The organism is Streptomyces glaucus, from assembly GCF_039533365.1.
Taxonomy (GTDB): Bacteria; Actinomycetota; Actinomycetes; order Streptomycetales; family Streptomycetaceae; genus Streptomyces; species Streptomyces glaucus.
Map to the genome: position 1 here is coordinate 1 of NZ_BAAATK010000070.1, position 23,421 is coordinate 23,421.

Annotated in this window: 16 protein-coding genes and 1 pseudogene; 5 read left to right on the plus strand and 12 right to left on the minus strand. The window is 73.2% G+C overall.

Going from position 1 to position 23,421, the window contains the following annotated elements; all coding sequences use genetic code 11:
- The first annotated feature begins 750 nt into the window (after positions 1-750).
- Together ABD363_RS29945 and ABD363_RS29950 are read left to right on the plus strand one after the other, a co-directional pair.
- The gene (locus ABD363_RS29945) at positions 751-1,353 is read left to right on the plus strand and encodes a YceI family protein (protein WP_344609234.1); all 603 of its coding nucleotides are present in this window, start codon (positions 751-753) and stop codon (positions 1,351-1,353) included.
- 185 nt (positions 1,354-1,538) lie between these two features.
- The gene (locus ABD363_RS29950; protein WP_344609236.1) at positions 1,539-2,381 is read left to right on the plus strand and encodes a GNAT family N-acetyltransferase; all 843 of its coding nucleotides are present in this window, start codon (positions 1,539-1,541) and stop codon (positions 2,379-2,381) included.
- Between the two features lie 69 nt (positions 2,382-2,450).
- Here the strand turns inward: ABD363_RS29950 and ABD363_RS29955 are convergent, their stop codons facing one another.
- Both ABD363_RS29955 and ABD363_RS29960 read right to left on the minus strand, forming a co-directional pair.
- A complete protein-coding gene (locus ABD363_RS29955; protein WP_344609238.1) occupies positions 2,451-3,809 on the minus strand; it encodes a hypothetical protein in 1,359 nt (452 codons plus the stop codon).
- An 89-nt stretch (positions 3,810-3,898) separates the two neighbouring features.
- Complete coding sequence (locus tag ABD363_RS29960; protein ID WP_344609240.1) at positions 3,899-6,916, minus strand: glycoside hydrolase family 3 protein; 3,018 nt, start codon at positions 6,914-6,916, stop codon at positions 3,899-3,901.
- Positions 6,917-7,157: 241 nt separating this feature from the next.
- Between ABD363_RS29960 and ABD363_RS29965 the strand changes: the two genes are divergently transcribed.
- Complete coding sequence (locus ABD363_RS29965) at positions 7,158-9,026, plus strand: lectin (protein ID WP_344609242.1); 1,869 nt, start codon at positions 7,158-7,160, stop codon at positions 9,024-9,026.
- A 16-nt stretch (positions 9,027-9,042) separates the two neighbouring features.
- Here the strand turns inward: ABD363_RS29965 and cimA are convergent, their stop codons facing one another.
- The 7 genes from cimA to ABD363_RS30000 form a co-directional block, all read right to left on the minus strand.
- Positions 9,043-10,647, minus strand: a complete 1,605-nt coding sequence (cimA, locus tag ABD363_RS29970; protein WP_344609245.1) for a citramalate synthase — start codon at positions 10,645-10,647, stop codon at positions 9,043-9,045.
- A 301-nt stretch (positions 10,648-10,948) separates the two neighbouring features.
- Complete coding sequence (locus tag ABD363_RS29975; protein ID WP_344609247.1) at positions 10,949-11,548, minus strand: TetR/AcrR family transcriptional regulator; 600 nt, start codon at positions 11,546-11,548, stop codon at positions 10,949-10,951.
- A gap of 8 nt (positions 11,549-11,556) precedes the next feature.
- Positions 11,557-12,594 carry an agmatine deiminase family protein gene (locus ABD363_RS29980; RefSeq protein WP_344609249.1) on the minus strand — a complete coding sequence of 346 codons (1,038 nt, stop codon included), beginning with the start codon at positions 12,592-12,594 and terminating at the stop codon, positions 11,557-11,559.
- 19 nt (positions 12,595-12,613) lie between these two features.
- Positions 12,614-14,284, minus strand: coding sequence for an urease subunit alpha (locus ABD363_RS29985; protein ID WP_344609251.1), 1,671 nt, complete (start codon positions 14,282-14,284; stop codon positions 12,614-12,616).
- Between the two features lies 1 nt (position 14,285).
- On the minus strand, positions 14,286-14,960 hold the full coding sequence (ureA, locus tag ABD363_RS29990; protein WP_344609253.1) for an urease subunit gamma: 675 nt from the start codon (positions 14,958-14,960) through the stop codon (positions 14,286-14,288).
- 188 nt (positions 14,961-15,148) lie between these two features.
- Entirely contained in the window at positions 15,149-16,237 is a 1,089-nt protein-coding gene (locus ABD363_RS29995; protein WP_344609255.1) for a branched-chain amino acid aminotransferase, read from the minus strand.
- A 261-nt stretch (positions 16,238-16,498) separates the two neighbouring features.
- Positions 16,499-17,542: a 3-isopropylmalate dehydrogenase gene (locus ABD363_RS30000; RefSeq protein WP_344609257.1), complete on the minus strand. Its 1,044-nt coding sequence runs from the start codon at positions 17,540-17,542 to the stop codon at positions 16,499-16,501.
- A 141-nt stretch (positions 17,543-17,683) separates the two neighbouring features.
- On the opposite strand from ABD363_RS30000, the gene ABD363_RS30005 reads away from it, so the two are divergent.
- A complete protein-coding gene (locus ABD363_RS30005) occupies positions 17,684-19,246 on the plus strand; it encodes a purple acid phosphatase family protein (protein WP_344609259.1) in 1,563 nt (520 codons plus the stop codon).
- A gap of 55 nt (positions 19,247-19,301) precedes the next feature.
- Here the strand turns inward: ABD363_RS30005 and ABD363_RS30010 are convergent, their stop codons facing one another.
- From ABD363_RS30010 to ABD363_RS30020, 3 genes are all read right to left on the minus strand, one after another.
- Positions 19,302-19,460, minus strand: coding sequence for a hypothetical protein (locus tag ABD363_RS30010; RefSeq protein ID WP_344609261.1), 159 nt, complete (start codon positions 19,458-19,460; stop codon positions 19,302-19,304).
- Between the two features lie 316 nt (positions 19,461-19,776).
- Positions 19,777-21,408, minus strand: coding sequence for an L-glutamate gamma-semialdehyde dehydrogenase (pruA, locus tag ABD363_RS30015; RefSeq protein ID WP_344609263.1), 1,632 nt, complete (start codon positions 21,406-21,408; stop codon positions 19,777-19,779).
- A gap of 33 nt (positions 21,409-21,441) precedes the next feature.
- On the minus strand, positions 21,442-22,368 hold the full coding sequence (locus tag ABD363_RS30020; RefSeq protein WP_344609264.1) for a proline dehydrogenase family protein: 927 nt from the start codon (positions 22,366-22,368) through the stop codon (positions 21,442-21,444).
- Positions 22,369-22,532: 164 nt separating this feature from the next.
- Between ABD363_RS30020 and ABD363_RS30025 the strand changes: the two are divergent.
- A pseudogene (locus tag ABD363_RS30025) lies at positions 22,533-23,421 on the plus strand (PucR family transcriptional regulator); the annotation flags it as partial.

A 23,421-nucleotide genomic window follows, 5' to 3' on the forward strand; every position in this document is an offset into this window, starting at 1 on the left:
CTCGCTGGGACCCGCGAGTGCCTGGGCACGAATCTCGTGCAGTTCGGCCACCCGCCCGCGCGCGTCCGTCGGCTCACCCGGCGCCTCATCCAAAACGGTCATGTAGCGACCTTACGAAGTCACGCGCGGAAAGCGAGCCGTCGACTCCGTACAGTCTCCGGCGCGTTTTCCTGGTAGCCCTGAACATAACCACAACGACATGCAGTCGTTTCGACTGCTCGGAGGTATGCGGCTTGTAGGGGCCGGACAAAGCCGCGGGGCGAGAGTCATCTCACAACGGCGGGCGGCGCGTTCCGCCCCCGGAGTGACGCGGAGCCCGAGCCGGCGTCCCGTCGCGGGGATCCCGGCCGAGCCGCCCCCGTCCGGCCGCGCGCGCCGGACGGCCCCGGGCGCTCCCCGGCGGGCCGCCCATGCGGAGCGGTCCGCCCCCGCAGAGCGTAGCCGTACGGCCCCGGCGGCGGCCCGCCGGGCCGCGCCCGCACCACGCCCCGGCCCTCGCGCGCGCCCACGCCCTCGCGCGCGCTCCGGGCGGCGCTCTTCGCGGGCCGCCGTCGGCACTCGGGGCGGCCGGTCTCCCGGGCGAGGGCCCCGAGGACGCGGCCCCCGCCACCCGGCCGCCCCGGCCGCCCCGGCCGCCCCGGCCGCCCCGGCCGCCCCGGTCAAAGAGGTTGAACATTGAACGGAATGGAGCTACAGTCGAGCTCGTTGGACTGGTTGAACGTTCAACTTCTTCGATCAGAGGAGCACATCATGGGCATCTTCGGCCGCAAGGACACCGCCACCACCACCGTCCCCGCCCCGGTCAGCCCGGACCTGGCCGCGCTGAGCGGCGACTACGCCATCGACCCGGCCCACTCCACGCTGGGCTTCACCGCCCGCCACGCCATGGTCACCAACGTCAAGGGCAAGTTCCTCGACTTCAGCGGCGAGCTGCACCTCGACGGCAGCGACCCGTCCCGGTCCACGGCCTCCCTCGACATCACGATGGACAGCATCGACACGGGGTCCGTCGACCGCGACGGCCACCTCAGGAGCGCGGACTTCTTCCGGACGGACGTGTTCCCGACCATGACCTTCCGCTCCACCGCGGCACAGGCCCTGGGCGGCGACGACTACCGCATCACCGGCGACCTGACCATCCTCGGCACCACCCGGCCGGTCACCATCGACCTGGAGTTCAACGGCGCCGCCAAGGACCCCTTCGGCAACGAGCGCGTCGGCTTCGAGGGCAAGGCGGAGATCCTGCGCTCGGACTGGGGCCTGACCTGGAACGCGGCCCTGGAGACCGGCGGCGTCCTGGTGTCCGACAGGATCAAGCTGAACTTCGACATCTCGGCGATCAGGAAGGCCTGACGGCCCCGCCCCGACGCCGCCCCACGAGCGCGCCCGCCTTCCGGCTCCCCCGTCCGGGAAGGCGGGCGCTCGGCGTGTCCCGCCGAGACCGGGTCCCGCACGGCCCCCGCGGAGGGCGTCCGCTCCCCTGCGGACCCGGGTAATGCCGTGGCTGCGGTTCCCCTGCCTCTGGTTGGATGCTCGGCGTGACACCCGTGGATTCCGACGATCGCCGTGCACTGCTGAACCGACTCGAGCGGTACTACGACACGGTCCCCCGCTCCGGTGCCCGGGCCGAGGACTTCGGGCCGCTGACCCTGTTCGTACGGGAGGGGGAGGGCTGGCCCCTCTATGCCCGTCCGACCCCGGGACGGTCCGGCGCCGTGCGGGCGGACGACGTGAACCGGGTCCGTTCCCGGCAGCGTGAACTGGGCGTCCCGGAGAGCTTCGAGTGGGTGGCCGAGACCACGCCCGCCCTGCGGGCCGCGGCCGAGCAGGCCGGGCTCACCGTGCACGAGCACCCCTTGATGGTGCTCGGACCGGACGTCCCGGCCCCCGCCGTGCCCGAGGCGGCCGGGGGCGCGGTGGTGCGCGTCATCGCGCCGGACGATCCCGTACTGCCGAGCGCGCTGGCCGTCCCCCACCTGGCTTTCGCCGAGCCGGGCACCGGGGTCGGCGCCGCCGGCCTCGCGGAACTGAACCAGGCGGTGCGCGACCGTGCCGGTGACGGATCGGTGGAACAGGTGACGGCACGCATGGCGGCCGGCCTGACGTGCGTCGCCGCCGCGGTGGCCGACGGCACGGCACTGTGCGCCGGCCAGCACCAGCCGGTCGGCGCGATCAGCGAGATCGTCGGTGTGGGAACTTTGCCGGCCGCGCGCCGTCGCGGTCTGGCGCGGGCGGTGACCGCCGCGCTGGTGGCCGACGCGCGGTCACGGGGCGTCGAGACGGTTTTCCTGTCCGCGGGCGACGACGACGTCGCCCGGGTCTACGCCCGGCTCGGTTTCCGCTCCGTGGCCACGGCGCTGATCGCCGAGCCCTCCGAGTAGCGGCTGACACCGTCCCCGCCCGCGCCCTCCCCGGCCGTGTCGCCCGTCGAGGAGAGCCGCGGGGCGGGGTCAGAACCCGCCGCCGAAGTCGCCGCCGCCCCCGCCGAAGTCGCCGCCGCCACCGAAGTCCCCGCCGCCGAAGCCGCCCGTGAAGTCGCCGGTGTCGAAGTCGGCGCCGGAGACGTCGCCGCCCTCGTAGCCGCCGAAGTCGCCGTAACCGGCGCCGTAGTCGGCCGCGTAGGCGGGGGTGGCCATCATGCTGCCGAGCATCGTGCCGACGAGCAGGCCGGGCAGGAGACCGCCGCCGAAGTAGCCGCCGGCCCAGGGGCCGTAGGCGGGTCCGGCCTCCCAGTACGGGCGGCGGCCGTACTCGGTGTCCACCTCGCGGACCGCCGGGTCGCGGCCCTCGGCCAGCCGGGTCCGGTCGGCGGCGCAGACCGGGACCTCCCGCGCCGCGCCGCCCGGCGGCGTCCACCGGGCGTCGGCGACCGACGGACCGTGGCGGGGGTCGAAGAAGCAGGGCGGGCGGCGTTCGGGCAGCGGCCTGCCCGCGCGGCGGGCGGCGAGCCGGGCGAGCGCGAAGCGGCCGTCCTCCACGGTCTCGGTGACGGCCCGGACGTCCTCCGGTTTCGCCGTCGCCGCCATCAGTTCCTTGGCCCGCTCGTAGGCGTCCAGGGCCCGTTCGTAGTCGGCGCGCATCGCGTCGTCGGCGCCCGGTTCCGCCGGGTGGAAGTCCAGGCGGTCCAGTTCCTCGCCGAAGGCGGTGATGTCCTCGTCGACCACCACCCGCAGCTTCTCCAGGGCGGCCCGCTGCTCCTGCTCGTGCCGACGCCGGTTGCGCCGGACCAGGGCGTACGCGCCGGCACCGCCCGCCGCCAGGACCGCGCCGGTGGTGATCAGCGCGGTGGTCGACACGTCGCCGCCCGCGCCGTCGCGCCAGCCGTTCGGCGCGGAGCCGCCCACGCTGCGCAGCGCGTCGTCGACGAAGTCGTTCAGCTGGGCCTTGGGGTCGCCCGCGCCCTGGACGGCCGTGACCAGGTTGTCCACGCCCTGGCGGCTGAGCACGCTGCTGTCGGCGCGGGCGTCGAACTCGTCGCCCAGGCGGACGCCGTACAGGCCGGTGACGCCGGTTTCGGTGCGCAGGTTCCGGAAGAGGTCCTGCGTGGGGTAGTCGGCCGGCAGGACGGCCACGAAGACGGGCTTGTCCGCGTCCCTGATCTTGTCGGAGAGCGCGTCGGCGTCGGCCTCCGACAGGATGTCGGTCGCGGCCGGGTCGACGTAGACGGGGTCCTCGCGCAGTTCCTGGGCGATCACGGAGAGGTCGGTGGCCGCGTGTGCCCCCGGCACACCGGCCGTCAGCGCCGCCAGGACGGCGGCGACCGGCACGATCAGCAGGCGTATCCAGGTACGCGTCCATGCGACCTTCATACGTTCGAAGCTACCTGAACCGGAACAGAAACGGACATCGGCCCCGGCGGGGACTTTCCCGGCCGGGGCCGACGTCCGTACCGTGCGGCTCAGGCGGCCCGGTAGGCCTGCGTCAGCTTCTGCACCGCCGCGCCGTAGCGGCCGGTCAGCAGCAGGTGGTCCGCGTCGGCGAAGGGCTTGGCCACCGCCTCGGTGATCCGGTCCGCCGCCTCGTGCTGGACGATCAGCCGCGCCTTGGCGACCAGGGCCCGGCCGGTCTCCTCCGCGCCCGCCCGTTCGGCGGCGGCCGCCGCGGCGCCGAGCGCCTTCAGGGTCGCCGCGCCGCCCTGCGGGACCTTCGTCAGGGTGGTCAGGCCCCAGCCGTAGGGGAACTGCGGGTCGTAGGAGGAGTCGCCCACGTTGATCGGCAGCTGCGCCTCCGACTTCGGCCAGGTCACCGGGAGCTGCCCGGTGAACGGCCGCCGCCCGTAGAGCACGTCGGCGACGCCGTCGCCCTCGGTGCCCGGCAGCCAGGACGCCACCAGCGCGTCGATCGCGCCGAGCCGGTCACCGATCAGCTGCGGGCGTCCGGAGACGACCAGCACCGCGCACGTCATCGCGGCGCACACCTTGTCCACGGCCGCCCGGTCGGCGGCGGACAGCTCCAGGTCGTGGCCGTTGCCGACGTCGCCGGCGCCCTCGGCGTACGGGGTCTCGCCGACGACGACCACGCCGACGTCGTGGCCCCGGGTCGGGGCCGAGGCGTCCTCGGAGTACGTCAGGTCCGGGGAGTGCTTGCGCATCGCCTCCAGGACGGTCGTGCCCGGGGTGATGTCGCCGGACGCGCCCTGCCAGGTGATGGTCCAGCCGCCGCTCTGGTTGCCGATGTCGTCGGCGTTGGACCCGGCGACGTACACCTTCTGGTGCTTCTTCAGCGGCAGCGCCCCGCCGGCGTTCTTCAGCAGCACCTGCGACTCGGCCGCCGCCTCGCGGGCCACCGCCCGGTGCGCGGCGGAGCCGATGTCCGCGGCGCCGGAGGTGTCGGCGTACGGCCGCTCGAAGAGGCCCAGCCTGAACTTCTGGGTGAGGATGCGGGAGACGGCGTCGTCGATCCGCCGCTCGTCGATCCGGCCCGCCCGCACCTCGTCGACGAGCGTGGTGCGGAAGTCCCGGTAGGCGTACGGGACCATGATCATGTCGAGGCCCGCGTTGACGGAGGTGCGGACGTCGGAGGCGTAGTCGCCGGGGAGCTGGTCGATGGCCTGCCAGTCGCTGATGACGAAGCCGTCGAAGCCCATGCGGTCCTTGAGCACGCCGTCGAGCATGTCGGCGCGGGCGTGCATCTTCACCGGGCCCCGGCCGTCGCCGATCAGGTCGAGGGAGGAGAAGGAGGGCATGACCGTGCCGACGCCGCGGTCGACCGCCGTCCGGTACGGGGCCAGGTGCACGGCCTCCAGCTCCTGCCGGGTGACCCTGGTGACGCCCTGGTCGATGGTGTAGGTGCCGGTGGTGGAGGAGCCGTACGCGGTGCCGCCGTCGCCGACGAAGTGCTTGGCGGTGGCGAGGACCTTGTCGGCGCGGTCCAGGTCCCGTCCGTCGGCCCGGCCCTGGAGGCCCTGGACGACGGTCGCCATGGCGTCGACCAGGGCCGGGTCCTCGCCGAACGACTCGTAGGTGCGGCCCCAGCGGTCGTCGCGGGCCACGCACAGGCAGGGCGCGAAGTCCCAGGGGACGCCGGTGGCGCGGACCTCGGCGGCGGTCACCGCCGCCGTCTCCTGCGCGAGCCGGGGATCGCGGGTGGCTCCGAGGCCGATGTTGTGCGGCATGATCGTCGCGCCGGCCACGTTGTTGTGGCCGTGCACCGCGTCCACGCCGTAGATCAGCGGGATCTGCAGGCGGGTCGCCCGGGTCCGGAGCTGGAAGGAGTCGATCATCTTCGCCCACGCCTCGGGCGTGTTGGGCGTCGGGGCGGAGCCGCCGCCGGACAGCAGCGAGCCGAGGTCGTAGGCCGCGATGTCACCGGGGGCGGTGAGCGCGCCCCGCTCGGCCTGGGTCATCTGGCCGGCCTTCTCCTCCAGGGACATCCGGGCCAGGAGATCGGCGACACGCCGCTTCACGGGGAGCCGGCCGTCCAGGTACGGCAGCCCGTGCGCGTCGACGACCACCTGGGGGGTCTCGGCCGGTGCCTTGGCGCCGGCGACCGTGAGCCTCAGCGGGATCGTCTCGGCCGTCTCGGCGGAGCGGTCCTTCAGGGTGGGGACGCGCAGGGTGCGGCTGGTGCCGGAGGCGGTGCCCGCGGGGAAGGTGACCTCGCCGCGGACCGGGGTGTAGTCCCGGCCCGCGGCGGCGGTGCCGCCCGCGGTCTCGTAGGCGACGGTGACCGGGTCGGCGAGGGGGGCGGAGCCGGTGGTGCCGACGGTGACCTCGACGGACGCCGTGCCGCCCTCGTCGACCGGGTACACGGCGGAGCCGGTGGTGACGAAGGTCCGCAGGGACGGGTCGGCGCGGCCGTACAGCTCCACGCCGTCCATGGCGAAGGCGCCCTTGGCGCCGGCCGGCAGCGTGACCGCGTAGCCCCACATCGCGGTCAGACCGAGGACGTGGTCGATGCCGCCGACGGGCTGGTGGTCCGTGCGGTAGGCGAAGTCGGTGAAGGGGAGCTCGATCCGCTTCCAGCCGGTGAAGTCGTCGGTGAAGGAGGTGGTCCACAGCTCGGACGACCCGCCGTCGGCGCCGCCGTCCTTGATCTCGAAGGCGATCTTCCTGCCGTTGTTCTCGCCGTGCCACCAGAAGCGGACGCCCCGGTGGGCGGACCAGTCGCGGGGCGGCCCGGCGGAGGCGAACTCGTGGCTGAAGCCGCCGTAGCCGCTGATGTCGTAGGTGCCGGAGAGGACCTTGTCCCCCTCCGGGGCGTCGTCGCGGGCGGCCAGCGCGAGAGCGGGCGGGTCGTCGGTGTCGGAGCCCCAGGTGAACAGGCCCTCGGCGGGCGGGCCGGCGAAGGGCACCTCGCCCTCGAAGCGGTCGACCGGGACGGGGGCGGGGTCGTCGGCCACGGCCGCGCGGGCCGAGGCCAGCGGGAGCAGTCCGGCGAGGAGGGTGGCGCAGGCGAGCAGGGCGGTTCTTCGCATGGAACGTCCTTCGCTGACTCTCGTAATTCGCTCACGACTTAGCTCACGGCGTGAGTCAACTGGGCCTCCGGTGCGTCGTCAAGAGTCCGCGCCAGGACCGGTGCGGCAGCAACGACCGTTCGTATGTGGGGCGTTGCTCGTTCAAGCAATGAACGCGCGGACCCTTGACGGGGGTACGAAGTCGTCATTTACTCACGGCTCGCACGCCTTCCCCCCACCCCCGTCAGAAGGGCGGCGCTCCATGAGGAGACCCCTGCACGCGGTACGGCTGCTGCTCGCCGGGCTGCTGACCACCGCCGGGCTGAGCGCGCTGGGCACGGCGCCGGCGCACGCGGCCGGCGAACCGGTGACCGCCTGGCTGACCACCACCGACGACGCCGCCGGCCGCCATGTCGTGCGCGGCCTGCAGCGGCAGACGCCGTTCGCCTTCCAGGCCGGCGCCGCCGGCGGCGGCGAGAACATCACCGTCGACGAGAACACCCGCTACCAGACCTTCACCGGCGGCGGCGCGTCCTTCACGGACACCGCGGCCTGGCTGATGAACAGCAGCGGCGCGCTGTCCCCGGCCACCCGGGACGAGACCATGCGCAAGCTGTTCTCGCCGACGGACGGCATCGGCCTGTCGTTCCTGCGCAACCCGATGGGCGCCTCCGACCTCGCCCGCTTCGGCTACACGTACGACGACGTGCCGGCCGGGCAGACCGACCCCGACCTGTCGGAGTTCTCCCTCGCGCACGACCTGGCGGACGTGGTGCCGCTGACCCGGCAGGCCCGGCAGCTCAACCCGGCGCTGACCGTGATGGCCTCGCCGTGGACCGCGCCGGCCTGGATGAAGGACAGCGGGCAGCTCAACGGGGGCTGGCTGAAGGCGGAGCACTACGGCACGTACGCCGCGTACTTCGTCAAGTACCTGCAGGGCTACCGGGACCAGGGCATCCCCGTCGCGTACGTCACCGCGCAGAACGAGCCGACGTGCTGCGCGGGCTACCCGTCGATGAGCTGGAACGCCTCCGGGCTCGCCTACTTCACCAAGAACGAGCTGCTGCCCAGGCTGCGGGCGGCGGGCCTTTCCACCAAGGTGCTGGCGCACGACTGGAACTGGGACACCTACGACGCCTACGCGGCGCAGACGGTGGACGACGCGGCGATCCGCTCGCACCCGAACTTCGGGGGGATCGCCTGGCACGGCTACGGCGGCGACGTGACCCAGCAGACGGCCGTGCACGACCGGTACCCGCAGCTGGACGCCTTCGGCACCGAGCACTCCGGCGGCACCTGGATCGCCGACCAGCAGCGCGAGGACATGATGAACATCATCGACTACACCCGCAACTGGGCGAAGTCGGTGACGAAGTGGTCCCTCGCGGTGGACCAGGACCGGGGGCCGCACAACGGCGGCTGCGGCACGTGCAGCGGACTGATCACCGTGCACAACGGGGACGCGCGGCACGGGCAGGTCGACTACACCGTCGAGTACTACACGATGGGCCACCTGACGAAGTTCGTCCGGCCGGGCGCCCAGCGGATCGCGTCCACGGCCTCGGCGACGGTGCCCAACGTGGCCTGGCGCAACCCGGACGGCTCCAAGGCCCTGATCGCGTACAACGGCTCCACCGCGGCGCGCACGGTGACGATCGGCTGGGGCGACCAGCACGCCACCTACTCGCTGCCGGGCAGGACGTCGGCGACCTTCACCTGGTCGGGCACCCAGTCGGGCGACGGCGCCCGGTCGGGCTCCTTCGTCGGCCTCGCCGGCAAGTGCCTGGACGTGGCGGGCGGCTCGGCCGCCGACGGCACCCCGGTCCAGCTGTACGACTGCAACGGCTCGGCCGCCCAGCGCTGGACCGTGCAGGCGGACGGCTCGATCCGCGCCCTCGGCAAGTGCCTGGACGTCACCTCCGGCTCGACGGCCGACGGGGCGAAGGTACAGCTGTACGAATGCAACGGCACGGGCGCGCAGGCCTGGACGTACGACGCGGCGACGAACGACGTGGTGAACCCGGCCGCGGACAAGTGCCTGGACGTGACGGACAACTCCGCGGCGAACGGCGCCCGCGCGCAGATCTGGAGCTGCACGGGCGCCGCCAACCAGAAGTGGAGGCTGCAGTGAGCCCGGCGGGCCCGGCCTACTCGGCCGGCTCCACCCCCGCCCGCAGCAGCCCGTAGGTGTAGGCGTCCTCCAGGGCCTGCCAGGAGGCCGCGATCACGTTGTCCGCGACGCCCACCGTCGACCACTCCCCCGCCCCGTCGGAGGTGGAGATCAGGACGCGGGTCGTGGACTGGGTGCCGTGCTTGCCCTCCAGGATGCGGACCTTGTAGTCGACCAGCTCCAGCTTGGCGAGCTGCGGGTAGATCTTCTCCAGCGCGACGCGCAGGGCGCGGTCCAGGGCGTTGACCGGGCCGTTGCCCTCCGCCGTCGCGACGATGCGCTCGCCCTTGGCCCACAGCTTGACGGTGGCCTCGTTGGCGTGGGTGCCGTCGGGGCGGTCCTCGACGATCGCGCGCCAGGACTCCACCCGGAAGTACGTCAGCGGCCCGCCCGCGGCCTCCGCGCGCAGCAGGAGTTCGAAGGAGGCGTCGGCGGCCTCGTAGGTGTAGCCCTTGAGCTCGCGCTCCTTGACCCGCTCCACGACCCGGCCGACCAGCTCGCGGTCGCCGCCGAGGTCGATGCCGAGCTCCTTGCCCTTGAGCTCGACGGAGGCGCGGCCCGCCATGTCGGAGACCAGCATCCGCATGGTGTTGCCGACCAGCTCGGGGTCGATGTGCTGGTACAGGTCCGGGTCGACCTTGATCGCGGAGGCGTGCAGGCCCGCCTTGTGCGCGAAGGCGGAGACGCCGACGTAGGGCTGGTGGGTGGAGGGGGTGAGGTTGACGACCTCGGCGATGGCGTGCGAGATGCGGGTCGTCTCGCGCAGCCGGCCCTCCGGCAGGACCTTCTTGCCGTACTTCAGCTCCAGGGCCGCGACGACCGGGAAGAGGTTGGCGTTGCCGACGCGCTCGCCGTAGCCGTTGGCCGTGCACTGCACGTGGGTGGCGCCCGCGTCGACGGCGGCGAGGGTGTTGGCGACCGCGCAGCCGGTGTCGTCCTGGGCGTGGATGCCGAGCCGGGCGCCGGTGTCGGCGAGGACGGTGGCGACGACCGCCTGGATCTGCGCGGGGAGCATGCCGCCGTTGGTGTCGCACAGCACGACCACGTCCGCGCCGGCCTCGGCGGCGGTCCGTACGACGGCCTTGGCGTACTCGGGGTTCGCGCGGTAGCCGTCGAAGAAGTGCTCGCAGTCGACGAACACCCGGCGGCCCTGGGAGCGCAGGTGGGAGACCGTGTCGCGGACCATCTCCAGGTTCTCGTCCAGGGTGGTGCGCAGGGCGAGTTCGACGTGCCGGTCGTGTGCCTTGGCGACCAGGGTGATCACCGGGGCGCCCGCTTCCAGGAGCGCCCTGACCTGCGGGTCCTCGGCGGCGGTGGTGCCGGCGCGGCGGGTGGAGCCGAAGGCCACGAGCTGGGCGTGCCGGAAGTCGATCTCCTGCCGGGCGCGGGCGAAGAACTCGGTGTCCCGCGGGTTCGCGCCGGGCCAGCCGCCCTCGATGAAGCCCACGCCGTAGTCGTCCAGGTGCCGCGCGATGGCCAGTTTGTCCGCCACGGTGAGGTTGATGCCCTCACGCTGGGCGCCGTCGCGCAGGGTGGTGTCGAAGACGTGGAACGAGTCGTCGAGCTCGCTGGTTTCCGTCATGGTCTGAAGGCTCCTGTACTGGATCTCGGTCTACCGGAATGACCGGTTCCACCGTCCCCCCATCCTCCCGCGCGCTCTCCTCCCGGCTGCAGGTGGGCCAGGAAAACGAAAAACCTCTCGCGGGTGCGAGAGGTCTGCGCGCGGGTCGAGGACGACGGTGGCCGCCCGTACCTGGTCGTACGTGGCGGTCACTGCGGACCGGCGCGCCTGCTGCCAATAATGATGGCGAACGAGAGCACGGGGGCAGTCTGGCACAACCCGCCCCGGTGCTCACCGTGCGTCTCAGTATGCGAACTCCGGGTCAGGCGTCCGCGTACAGGGCGTCCGCCAGGAACTCCCGTACGTGGCCGAGGACACGCGCCCGGTCCGTGCCGCGCAGGCCGATCGCCACGTGGAGGGAGAAGCCGTCCAGGAGGGCCCGCAGCCGGGCGGCGAAGCGGTCGGGGTCGACGGGGCGGAACTCACCGCGCGAGACGCCCTCCGCCAGCAGGGCGGCCAGGTCGCGGTGCCAGGCGCCCTCGATGGCGGCCTGCCGGTCGCGGGCGTCGTCGCCGGCGTTCTGCGAGCGGTTCCACACCTCCAGCCACAGCGTCCAGTGCGGGTCGCGGTGGCCGTCGGGGACGTACAGGCCGACGTAGGCGTCGAGGCGTTCGCGGGCGGTCCCGGGCCGGGCGAGCAGCCGGCCGCGCTCGGCGCCGAGGCGGCCCTCGCTCCACTCCAGGGTCTGTAGCAGCAGTTCGTCCTTGGAGTGGAAGTAGTACAGCAGGTGGCCGCTGCTCATGCCGACCTCGCGGCCGAGCGCCGCCATGGTGAGCCGCTCCAGACCGCGCTCGGCGATCATCTCCATGGCGGCGGCGAGGACCTGCTCGCGCGGCGGCGCGTTGCGGCGCGCACCGGCCATCCGGACTCCTAGATCTTGGGCTGCTGCTGGGTGACGCAGTGGATGCCTCCGCCACCGGCAAAGATCGTACGGGCGTCCACCAGGGTGACCGTCCGGCCGGGGAAGAGACGGCGGAAGAGGTCCGCCGCGATCTCGTCGCGCGGGTCGTCGAAGCCGCACAGGACGACGCCGCCGTTGCAGAGGTAGTGGTTGACGTACGAGTAGTCGGCCCAGTGGCCGCCGGCCTCCAGGACGGTCGGGGCGGGCACCTCGACGACCTCCAGGCGGCGGCCCCGCGCGTCCGTCTGCGCCCGCAGGATCCCGATGACCTCCCGGGTCACCTCGTGGTCGGGGTGGGCCGGGTCGGGCTGGTGGTGGGCGACGACGACGCCGGGGCGGGCGAAGGCGGCGACGATGTCGACGTGGCCGAGGGTGCCGTAGCCGTGCGGGGGGTAGTCGGCGGTCAGGCCGCGCGGCAGCCAGACGGCCTTGCGGGTGCCGAGGTGGGCGTGGATCTCCGCCTCCACCCGCTCCTTCGTCCAGCCGGGGTTGCGTTCGGGGCCGAGCTGCACGGTCTCGGTCAGCAGGACGGTCCCCTCGCCGTCGACGTGGAACCCGCCGCCCTCGTTGACCAGCGCCGAGGTGTAGGTGCGCGCTCCCGCGAGGTCCGCGACGCAGGCGGCGGCCTTCGCGTCGCGCTCCCAGCGGGCCCACCCCTGGGCGCCCCAGCCGTTGAACGTCCAGTCCACGGCGGCCAGTTCCCGCCCGTCGGTGAGGAACGTGGGGCCGATGTCGCGCATCCAGGCGTCGTCCAGCTCCCGTTCGACGGTCTCGACGCCCGCGCCCAGCAGGGCGCGGGCCTGCGCCGACTGTCCGGGGCCGCACACCACCGTGACCGGTTCGAAGCGGCGGACCGCGAGGGCGACGGCCGCCCAGGCGCGGCGCGCGGCGGCCAGGTCCTCGCCGTCGCCGAAGGTGGGGTTGGGTCCCGGCCACGCCATCCAGGTGCGCTCGTGCGGGGCCCACTCGGCGGGCATGCGGAAGCCGTCGGCGGCGGGTGTGGTCATGTCGCGGGTCCTTGGCGGGTCAGAGGAAGTACAGGCGGTTGAGGGAGACCGAGTCGGCGGGCCCGGAGCGGACCGGGTCGCCGTCGAGGGTGACCAGGCCGGTGCGCCGGTCGACGTCGACGCTGCCGGTACGGGTGTTCCGGCACAGGTCGGCCGGTCCGATGCCGCGCGTGCCGCGCACCGCGACCCGGCGGCGGCGGGTCGGCAGCCGGTCGCCGCCCCGGTCGAGGGCGGCGCGGGCGACGAAGGCCACCGAGAGGTCGGCCGGGGTGGCCCCGTGCGCGCCGAACTGCGGCCCGAGCACCAGGGGCTGGCAGGTGTCGGTGGCCGCGTTCGGGTCGCCGGTCACGCCGTACGCCGGGAAGCCGGACTTGAGCACGAGCTGCGGCTTGGCGCCGAAGAACTCCGGCCGCCACAGCACGATGTCGGCCAGCTTGCCGACCTCGATGGAGCCGATCTCGTGCGCGAGGCCGTGCGCGAGGGCGGGGTTGATCGTCAGCTTGGCGATGTAGCGCAGGACGCGCTCGTTGTCGTGGTCCTCGGGGGCGCCGAACTCGGCCTTCATCTTCCCGGCCATCGCGAACGTGCGGCGGACCGTCTCGCCCGCGCGGCCCATGCCCTGCGCGTCGGAGGAGGTGATGCCGATGGCGCCCAGGTCGTGCAGCACGTCCTCGGCGCCCATGGTGCCGGCGCGGATGCGGTCGCGGGCCAGGGCGGCGTCGCCCGGCAGGCGGGGCTTGAGGCCGTGGACGGAGACGATCATGCCGTGGTGCTCGGCGACGGCGTCCCGGCCGAAGGGCAGGGTGGGGTTGGTCGAGGAGCCGATGACGTTCGGCACGCCGGCCATCTTCAGCACGTCGGGCACGTGTCCGCCGCCGCAGCCCTCGATGTGGAAGGCGTGGACGGTGCGGCCCTCCAGCACGCGCAGGGTGTCCTCGACGGACAGGCACTCGTTCAGCCCGTCGCTGTGCAGGGCGACCTGGACGTCGTGCTCCTCGGCCACCCGCAACGCCGTGTCCAGGGCGCGGGCGTGGGCGCCCATGTCCTCGTGCACCTTGAAGCCGGACGCGCCGCCCTCGGCCAGCGCCTCGACCAGCGGAGCCTCGTCCGAGGACGAACCCCGGGCCAGGAAGCCGATGTTGACCGGCCAGGCGTCGAACGCGCCGAAGGCGTGCCGCAGCGCCCAGGGCGAGTTGACGCCGACGCCCCACACCGGCCCGAACTCCTGCCCGATGATCGTGGTCACGCCGGACGCCAGCGAGGCCTCCATGACGCGCGGCGACAGCAGGTGGACGTGCGTGTCGACGGCCCCGGCGGTGGCGATGAGGCCCTCGCCGGACACGATCGAGGTGCCGGTGCCGACCACGACGTCGACCCCGTCGAGGGTGTCGGGGTTCCCGGCCCGCCCGATCGCGTGGATCCGGCCCTCCCGGATGCCGACGGACGCCTTCCGGACGCCCTGCACGGCGTCGATCACGACGACGTTGCTGATCACGACGTCGCAGGTCTCCCGGACGGCCGCCGCCTTCAGGTGCAGCCCGTCGCGCGCGGTCTTGCCGAAGCCGGCCAGGAACTCGTCGCCGTACCGCTGGGAGTCGGACTCGACCCGGATCACCAGCCCGGAGTCGCCGAGCCGGACGCGGTCGCCGGCCCGCGGGCCGTGCACCGAGGCGTACTCGTACGGGTCCATCTCACGCTCCCCGGTATCCGCACGCCGCGGCCCTGCGCAGGGCCTCCTCCCGCGCCCCCGGCGCGTCCAGCGGCCCGTCGACGAGCCCGGCGAACCCGATGGCGACCCGGTCGCCCCCGATCGGCACGAGCCCGACCTCGACGCGCTCGCCCGGCCCGAAGCGCACCGACGACCCGGCGGGCACGGCCAGCCGCATCCCGTAGGCCGCCCCGCGGTCGAAGTCGAGCCGCGGGTTGGCCTCGAAGAAGTGGAAGTGCGAGGTGACCGAGACCGGCACGGTCGCGGTGTTGGTGACCGCCAGCCGCACCGCCGCCTCCGGTGCGCGGTGCCCGGGTCCCGGCAGCAGGGCGCCCGGCGCCCGGTCCCGCAGCCCGCCGCCGATCGGGTCGGGGACGACCGCGAGCCGCGAGCCGTCGTCGAAGACGGCCTCGACCTGCACCTCGGTGACCACGTCCGCGACACCCGGCAGCACGTCGTCCGGGCCGAGCACCGAGCGGGCGCGCTCGATCGCCTCGGCGAGCCGGGCGCCGTCCCGGGCCGCCTCGCAGACCGTGTCCGCGACGAGCGCGGTCGCCTCCGGCACGTTCAGCCGCAGGCCCCGGGCCCGGCGGGCGCGGGCCAGTTCGGCGGCCCCGAAGAGCAGCAGCCGGTCCCGTTCCGTGGGGGTCAGCCTCATGGCGCGGGCACCTCCTCACCTTCCCGATTAGATCGCCACTCTAAATGCGCAGCGCTTGCCGCGGAAGGGCTGCAAGGGGCCGAGTCGACAACTTTTTGAGCGGTGCTCAAAAAGCGGCGGAGTCCGGGAAAGCGGCGGGGCCGCCGCGGAGGCGAGTCCGCGGCGGCCCCGGGGGGTGCGCTCGGGCGTCAGGCGAGCGTGTGCATCCAGCCGTGCGTGTCCTCGGCCGTGCCGCGCTGGATGTCCAGGAGAGCCTGGCGGAGCCGGAGGGTGACCTCGCCCGGCTCGCCGCCCGACTGCCGCCACTCGGCGCCGGCCCGCTTGACCGTGCCGACCGGGGTGATCACGGCGGCCGTACCGCAGGCGAAGACCTCGGTCAGGGTGCCGTTCTCGGAGTCGCGCTGCCACTGGTCGACGGAGACGCGCCCCTCCTCCGCCTCGTAGCCGAGGTCGCGGGCGACGGTGAGCAGGGAGTCGCGGGTGACGCCCTCCAGGATCGAGCCGGTCAGCGACGGCGTGACGATCCTGTCGCCGTAGACGAAGTACAGGTTCATGCCGCCGAGTTCCTCGACCCACTTGTGCTCGACGGCGTCGAGGTAGCAGACCTGGTCGCAGCCCTTGGCGGCGGCCTCGGCCTGGGCGAGGAGGGACGCGGCGTAGTTGCCGCCGGTCTTGGCGTCGCCCATGCCGCCCGGCACCGCGCGGACGCGGTCCTCGGAGACCCAGATGGAGACCGGCTTGACGCCGCCCGGGAAGTAGGCGCCGGCCGGGGAGGCGATGACCAGGAACAGGTACTCGCTCGCGGGCCGGACGCCGAGGCCCACCTCGGTCGCGATCATGAACGGGCGCAGGTACAGGGACTCCTCCCCGCCGTGCGCCGGCACCCACGCGCTGTCCTGCTTGACCAGCGCGTGGCACGCCTCGACGAACGTCTCGACCGGCAGCTCGGGCATGGCCAGGCGGCGCGCGGAGGCCTGGAAACGCCTGGCGTTCATCTCCGGGCGGAAGGTGGCGACGGAGCCGTCGGGCCGGCGGTAGGCCTTCAGCCCTTCGAAGATCTCCTGCGCGTAGTGCAGGACCATGGTGGCGGGGTCCAGGGAGAGCGGCGCGTACGGGACGAGCTGGCCGTCGTGCCAGCCGCGCCCCTCCGTCCACTTGATCGTCACCATGTGGTCGGTGAAGTGGCGGCCGAAGCCGGGGTTGGCCAGGATCGCCTCGCGCTCGGCGGCGGAGAGCGGGCTGGCGGAGGGCTTGAGCTCGATCGTGGGCGTCGTCATGGGTAGCTGTCCTTCACCGGTTGTAGTGACGGGCCGCGCTCACGCCTGTACTGCCAGTGGCCAGTGTTAGGACGTCCGAGCATTCCCTCATTCCGCGGCTCCGTGTCCGATTATCGCAAGCGGGATCCACGGAAGACATCGGCGTGCGGGCGGCCCAGGGATCGATGGTGGCACCCGGCGCAGGCATGGGGAAGCCGCCGGGCGTCGTGCGGACCCGGCGGCTTCGAAAGCCCTTCGGCAGACTTCGAGAAGCGCGGCGGGTCAGCCGGCTACTCGTACGGCGAGCGCGTCGCCGATCTCCGAGGTGCTGCGGGCGGGCTTCCCGGCCCGCTCCCCGAGGTCGGCGGCGACCGCCTCCTCGATCCGGGCCGCCTCGGCCTCGTGGCCGAGGTGGCGCAGCAGCAGGGCGACGGACAGGACCGTGGCGGTGGGGTCGGCCTTGCCCTGGCCGGCGATGTCCGGGGCCGAGCCGTGGACCGGCTCGAACATGGACGGGAACTCGCGGCTCGGGTTGATGTTGCCGGAGGCCGCGACGCCGATGCCGCCGGAGACGGCCGCGGCGAGGTCGGTGATGATGTCGCCGAAGAGGTTGTCGGTGACGATCACGTCGAACCGCTCGGGCTGGGTGACCAGGTAGATGGTGGCCGCGTCGACGTGGATGTACTCGGTGGTGACCTCGGGGTACTCCTCGGCCACCCGGTCGAAGACGCTCGTCCACAGGTGGCCCGCGAAGGTCAGCACGTTGTTCTTGTGGACCAGCGTGAGCTTCTTGCGGGGGCGTGCCTGGGCGCGGGCGAAGGCGTCGCGGACCACGCGCTCGACACCGTAGGCCGTGTTGACGGAGACCTCGGTGGCGACCTCGTGCGGCGTGCCCTTGCGGATGGTGCCGCCGTTGCCGGTGTACGGGCCCTCGGTGCCCTCGCGGACCACGACGAAGTCGATCTCGGGCTGTCCCGCCAGCGGGGTGGCCACCCCCGGGAGCAGCTTGCTCGGCCGCAGGTTGACGTGGTGGTCGAAGGCGAAGCGGAGCTTGAGCAGGAAGCCGCGCTCCAGGACGCCGGACGGCACGGACGGGTCGCCGATCGCGCCGAGCAGGATGGCGTCGTGCTGCTTGAGGGCGTCGAGGTCGGCGTCGGTGAGGGTCTCGCCGGTGGCGTGGTAGCGCCGGGCGCCGAAGTCGTACTCCTTCGTCTGCAGCTTCACATCCTGCGCGAGGACGGCGGAGAGGACCTTCAGGCCTTCGGCCACGACCTCCTGGCCGATGCCGTCACCGGGGATCACTGCGAGATTGATGCTGCGAGACATGCGGGCACCCTACTCCTCGTCCCAGGGGATGACACGGCCCGTCCGCGATACGGACACCCGGGTGGGGGACGGCGTCCGCGCGTCGGCTGCCGTTCACCCGTACGTGGGGCGGGTGTCGGCCTTCGCTGGGAAGTTCCCCCTATGGAGATCCCCGACTTCGGCATCCCGCCCGAGCTCGCGCGCCGGATGAGCATGGCGGAGCAGTACGCGTACCTGCGGGCCCGGCTGTCCCGGCGCCGCGCGCTGGTGACGGCGGGCGCGGCGGCGGGCGGACTGCTGGCCGGCTGCTCCGGGCCGGGGCGGCCGGGGGCGGCGGCCACGGGCCCGTCGCCGTCCGCCGCGAAGGTCCCCGGCTCGTACGTGACGCCGTTCGGCCGCCACCTGGCCTTCGGCGCCGACCCGCAAACGCAGATGCGGATCTCCTGGCAGGTGCCGCTCGCGGTGCGCGGACCGTACGTGCGGGTGGGGCTGCGCCCCGACGACCTCGGGCACAAGGTCGGGGCGGAACTGCGCGACCTGCACACACCGGGGCTGCGGGGGGTGCGCCCGGCGGTCGAGCAGTTCTACGTGCACGCGGCGCTGGACGGCCTGCGCCCCGGCACGACGTACTACTACGGCGTCGGCCACGAGGGCTTCGACCCGGCCGCCCCGGAGCACCGGCCGGCGATCGCCTCCTTCCGCACCGCGCCGGCCCGCCCGGAGCGGTTCGTGTTCACCGCCTTCGGCGACCAGGGCGTCGGCGAGGACGCGGCCGCCAACAACTCCGTGCTGCTGCGGCAGGACCCCGCGTTCCATCTGCACGCGGGCGACATCTGCTACGCGAACCCGACCGGCCGGGGCAAGGAGTCGGACGTGTTCGACGCCACGCACTGGGACCGCTTCCTGAAACAGACCGAGCCGGTGGCGAGGTCGGTGCCGTGGATGGTGACCACCGGCAACCACGACATGGAGGCCTGGTACTCGCCGGACGGCTACGGCGGCCAGCTCGCCCGCTTCTCCCTGCCGGACAACGGCTTCGACCCGCGCCGGGCGCCGGGCGCGTACACGTTCACCTACGGCAACGTCGGCATCGTGGCGCTGGACGCGAACGACGTGTCGTACGAGATCCCCGCCAACCTCGGCTACAGCGACGGCCGGCAGACGAAGTGGCTGGACGCCAGGCTCGGTGAGCTGCGGGCCGCCGAGGGGGTCGACTTCGTCGTCGTCTTCTTCCACCACTGCGCCTACTCGACCTCCTCGCACGCCTCCGACGGCGGGGTGCGCGCCGAGTGGCTGCCGCTGTTCGCCCGGCACCAGGTGGACCTGGTGATCAACGGGCACAACCACGTGTACGAGCGGACCGACGCGATCAAGGACGGCGAGGTCGGCCGCCGGGTGCCGGTCGGCGCGTCGACGGACCCGACGCGGGACGGGACCGTGTACGTCACCGCGGGCGGGGGCGGCAAGGACCTGTACGGCTTCCCGGCAGGCGTGCCGGAGAGCTACGAGGGGCACGAGAGGGAGCGCGAGTCCGTCGCGACCTTCCACTGGACCAGGTCGCGGCTGGCCAGGGCGGAGACGGTGGAGTGGTCGCGGGTGCGCTACCGGGGCTTCTCGTTCCTCTCGGTGGAGGCCCGGGCCGGTGCGGCGCCGCGGCTGACGGTGTCGGCGCTGACACCGAGCGGCGAGCGGATCGACCGTTTCGAGGTGCGGCGCGGCCGGTGAGACCGCGCCGCACCTCGTCGGGTGCGGCTCCCGGTCGGTGCGGTCCGGTGACGGCTCAGTGGCCGTCCCCCACGGCCCAGCAGGCGTGGGAGGCGTCGCCGCCGTTGTCGCGGCGGTCGAGGGCGCGCTGCAGGGCGGCGGCGGCGTTCTTGCGGTCGGACTCGCTCGTCCGGGAGACGTGGCGGACTCGGCGGCGGACGGTCGTCTCGGCCATGGGACATCGGCTCCTTCGGCGCACGGGACGTGCGGAACGGGGATGTTTCGAGACGCCGGATGGGGCGGGAGCAGCGGTGCCGCAGGGGTTGCCTGCACGGGGCCCGGCTCACGATCGCCCTTCGCTGGGTCGAGCGAGACGTTCGGCTCCTACAAAGCTAAGCGACGGCGGCGCCCGTGTCTCCACAATTACTAGGGCTTCCTACTATCTGAGACGGCGCGGTGCCCGGCCCCCCCGCCGGCCCCCCGCCGGGCCGGCCGGCGGACACGCCGACGGGCCAGGTCGGCGACCTGGCCCGTCGTGCGCCGCGCGGGGATCAGCCCATGTGCGGGTAGGTGTAGTCGGTCGGCGGGACCAGGGTCTCCTTGATGGCCCGGGTCAGGGTCCAGCGCATCAGGTTCTGCGGGGCGCCGGCCTTGTCGTTGGTGCCGGAGGCGCGGCCGCCGCCGAAGGGCTGCTGGCCGACCACGGCGCCGGTCGACTTGTCGTTGATGTAGAAGTTGCCGGCCGCGTAGCGCAGCTTCTCCGCCGTGCGGGCGGCGGCCGCGCGGTCGCGCGCGATGACCGAGCCGGTCAGGGCGTAGTCGGACACCGACTCCATCTGCGTCAGCATCTCGTCGTACCGGTCGTCCTCGTAGACGTACACCGCGAGGATCGGGCCGAAGTACTCGGTGCGGAACACCTCGTTGTCCGGGTCGGTGCACTCGATGACGGTCGGGCGGACGAACCAGCCGACCGAGTCGTCACAGGTGCCGCCCGCGACGATCGTGCAGGCCGGGTCCTGCTTGGCGCGGTCGATGGCGGCCTTGTTCTTGGCGAAGGCGCGCTCGTCGATGACGGCGCCGATGAAGTTGGACAGGTCGGTGACGTCGCCCATCCTGATGCCGTCGACCTCGGCGGCGAACTCCTCCTTGAAACCGTCGTTCCAGATGGACGCCGGGATGTACGCCCGCGAGGTGGCGGAGCACTTCTGGCCCTGGTACTCGAAGGCGCCGCGGGTCAGCGCCGTCTTCAGCACCGCGCGGTCGGCCGACGGGTGGGCGACGACGAAGTCCTTGCCGCCGGTCTCGCCGACCAGGCGCGGGTAGGAGCGGTACTTCTCGATGTTGGCGCCGACCGTCTTCCACAGGTACTGGAAGGTCTTGGTGGAGCCGGTGAAGTGGATGCCGGCCAGGTCGCGGTGGTTCAGGGCGACCTCGGAGACCTCGATGCCGTCGCCGGTGAGGAGGTTGATGACGCCCTCGGGCAGGCCCGCCTCCTCCAGCAGCCGCATGAGCAGCACGGCGGCGTGGGTCTGGGTCGGGGACGGCTTCCACACGACCACGTTGCCCATCAGCGCGGGCGCGGTGGGCAGGTTGCCCGCGATCGCCGTGAAGTTGAAGGGCGTGATCGCGTAGACGAAGCCCTCCAGCGGGCGGTGGTCGAGGCGGTTCCACACGCCCGGGGAGTTGGCCGGGGGCTGCTCGGCGAGGATCTGCCGGGCGTAGTGGACGTTGAACCGCCAGAAGTCGACCAGCTCGCAGGGCGTGTCGATCTCGGCCTGCTGGGCGGTCTTGGACTGGCCGAGCATGGTGGAGGCGGCCAGCGTCTCGCGCCACGGGCCGGACAGCAGCTCGGCGGCGCGCAGGAAGATCGCCGCGCGGTCGTCGAAGGACAGCGCGCGCCAGGCCGGCGCGGCGGCCAGGGCCGCGTCGATGGCGTCCTGGGCGTCCTGCCGGGTGGCGTTGGCGTAGGTGCCGAGCACGGCCTTGTGGTTGTGCGGCTGGACCACGTCGAAGCGCTCGCCGCCGCCCATGCGCTTGACGCCGCCGATGGTGCAGGGCAGGTCGACCGGGTTGTCGGCCAGCTCCTTGAGCCTGGCCTCCAGCCGGGCGCGCTCGGGCGAGCCGGGGGCGTAGCCGTGCACCGGCTCGTTGACGGGGGTGGGGACCTGGGTCACAGCGTCCATGTGTTCCGTACTCCTTACTGAGCGGTGGTGGTCTCAGCCCTTGGTGATCATGCTGCGGGCGAAGAAGCGCAGGTTGGCCGGCTTCTCCGCGAGGCGCCGCATGAAGTAGCCGTACCAGTCGGTGCCGTAGGCGGTGTAGACGCGCACGCGGTGGCCTTCGGCGGCGAGCCGCAGCTGCTCGTCGCTCCTGATCCCGTACAGCATCTGGAACTCGTACTCGTCCGTCTTGCGCCCGGCGCGCCGGGCCAGCTCCTGGGCGATGGTGATCAGGCGCGGGTCGTGGGACCCGATCATCGGGTAGCCCTCGCCCTCCATCAGGACCTTCAGGATGCGGACGTACGCCTTGTCGATCTCGTGCTTGTCCTGGAGGGCGACGGACGCGGGCTCCTTGTACGCGCCCTTCACCAGCCGCACGCGGCTGCCGCTCGCGGCGAGGCGGCGGGCGTCGGCCTCGGTGCGGAAGAGGTAGGCCTGGATGACGCAGCCGGTCTGCGGGAAGTCCTTTCGCAGCTCCTCGTGGATGGCGAACATCGAGTCGAGGGTGGTGTGGTCCTCCGCGTCCAGCGTGACCGTGGTGCCGATCCCGGCGGCGGCCTCGACGACCGGGCGGACGTTGGCCAGCGCCAGCTCGTGGCCGCCCGCCAGCGCCTGCCCGAACATCGACAGCTTGACGGACATCTCCGCCCGGGTGCCCAGCTCCAGCGGCTTCAGCCGGTCGATCAGCTCCAGGTAGGCGTCCCGGGCGGCGGCGGCCTGCTCGGGGGTGGTGATGTCCTCGCCGACGACGTCCATCGTCAGCTCCAGGCCCCGGCCGGCGAGTTCCCGTACGACCGGGACGATCTCGTCGACGTCCTCGCCGGGGATGAACCGGTCGACGACCTGCTTGGTCACCGGGGCCGCCGAGATCAGGCGTCGCATCCGGTCGCTGCGCGACGCGGCGAGAATCACGGGACCCAGCACGGGGCACCTCCAGAGCACAGGCGGTAGAAGGCCGGAACCCGACGATCCGGGCACGGCACGGGGAACCACCGTGAAACCTAAGGATCCCTCGGTTCGCGGGCCATCGACAGCTGTCACGCATCCGTGCCGCAGATCTCAGACAGATGTATGAAGACCGCGCTGGAATGCGGCAGAATGCCCGGGTGGCGGCGGATCACAGGCGCGACTACCAGGATCTGGTCGACGAGCTCTCGGAACTCCTCGGGGCCCCGGCGACCCTGGAGAACCGCGACTTCGAGCTGATCGCCTTCGGCACGTACGACGACGAGGGCGACCTCGACCCGTCCGCCCTGGACCCGGTCCGCACCCGCTCGATCCTGACCCGCCGCTCGACGGCCGCGGTCCGCGCCTGGTTCGAGGGGTTCGGCATCACCCGCGCGACGGGCCCGGTCCGGATCCCGCCGTCCCCCCAGGCGGGGGTGTACCGGGGCCGCATCTGCCTGCCGGTGCGCCACCGGGGAGTCGTCCTCGGGTACGTCTGGCTGCTGGACGGCGATCCGGGCCCGGACGAGCGGCAGCTGGCGGCGGCCATGTCGGTGACGGCCCGGATCGGCGCGCTGCTCGCGGACGAGGCGCAGCACGACGCGGATCTGGGCCGGGAGCTGCGGACGGTGCTGAGCGCCGAGCGCGACTGGCAGCGCGACATGGCGGTCGCCGAGCTGCGCACCGCCCTCGGCCCGCGCGCGGACGCCCTGCACACGGTGGTGTGCGTGGCCCCGTGGCCGTCGGCCGACCCCGACGACGTGCCTTCGGCGCGGACCGTGCCGGGGGCGACGGTGCTGTGCACGGTGCCGTGGGACGGGGGCCCGTCCCACGCCTCGGGGGCGGCGGGAGAGACCGGCCGGTGTCTGGCCCTGCTGCTGCGGCTGCGTTCGGCGGACGTCCTGACCCCGGCCACGACGGCGGCCGCACGGCTGCTGGAGCGGGCGCGCGGCGGGGGGGCGCAAGCGGGCGCGGGCGCCGGGTCCCGCGTCCCGCGCGCGGCGGGCGCCGGCTCCCGCGCCGCCGGCCCGG

Coding starts and splice junctions, on each gene's coding strand:
- ABD363_RS29945 (WP_344609234.1), top strand. CDS start 751: ATGGGCATCTTCGGCCGCAAGGACACCGCCACCACCACCGTCCCCGCC.
- ABD363_RS29955 (WP_344609238.1), bottom strand. CDS start 3,809: ATGAAGGTCGCATGGACGCGTACCTGGATACGCCTGCTGATCGTGCCG.
- ABD363_RS29960 (WP_344609240.1), bottom strand. CDS start 6,916: ATGCGAAGAACCGCCCTGCTCGCCTGCGCCACCCTCCTCGCCGGACTG.
- ABD363_RS29965 (WP_344609242.1), top strand. CDS start 7,158: ATGAGGAGACCCCTGCACGCGGTACGGCTGCTGCTCGCCGGGCTGCTG.
- cimA (WP_344609245.1), bottom strand. CDS start 10,647: ATGACGGAAACCAGCGAGCTCGACGACTCGTTCCACGTCTTCGACACC.
- ABD363_RS29975 (WP_344609247.1), bottom strand. CDS start 11,548: ATGGCCGGTGCGCGCCGCAACGCGCCGCCGCGCGAGCAGGTCCTCGCC.
- ABD363_RS29980 (WP_344609249.1), bottom strand. CDS start 12,594: ATGACCACACCCGCCGCCGACGGCTTCCGCATGCCCGCCGAGTGGGCC.
- ABD363_RS29985 (WP_344609251.1), bottom strand. CDS start 14,284: ATGGACCCGTACGAGTACGCCTCGGTGCACGGCCCGCGGGCCGGCGAC.
- ureA (WP_344609253.1), bottom strand. CDS start 14,960: ATGAGGCTGACCCCCACGGAACGGGACCGGCTGCTGCTCTTCGGGGCC.
- ABD363_RS29995 (WP_344609255.1), bottom strand. CDS start 16,237: ATGACGACGCCCACGATCGAGCTCAAGCCCTCCGCCAGCCCGCTCTCC.
- ABD363_RS30000 (WP_344609257.1), bottom strand. CDS start 17,542: ATGTCTCGCAGCATCAATCTCGCAGTGATCCCCGGTGACGGCATCGGC.
- ABD363_RS30005 (WP_344609259.1), top strand. CDS start 17,684: ATGGAGATCCCCGACTTCGGCATCCCGCCCGAGCTCGCGCGCCGGATG.
- ABD363_RS30010 (WP_344609261.1), bottom strand. CDS start 19,460: ATGGCCGAGACGACCGTCCGCCGCCGAGTCCGCCACGTCTCCCGGACG.
- pruA (WP_344609263.1), bottom strand. CDS start 21,408: ATGGACGCTGTGACCCAGGTCCCCACCCCCGTCAACGAGCCGGTGCAC.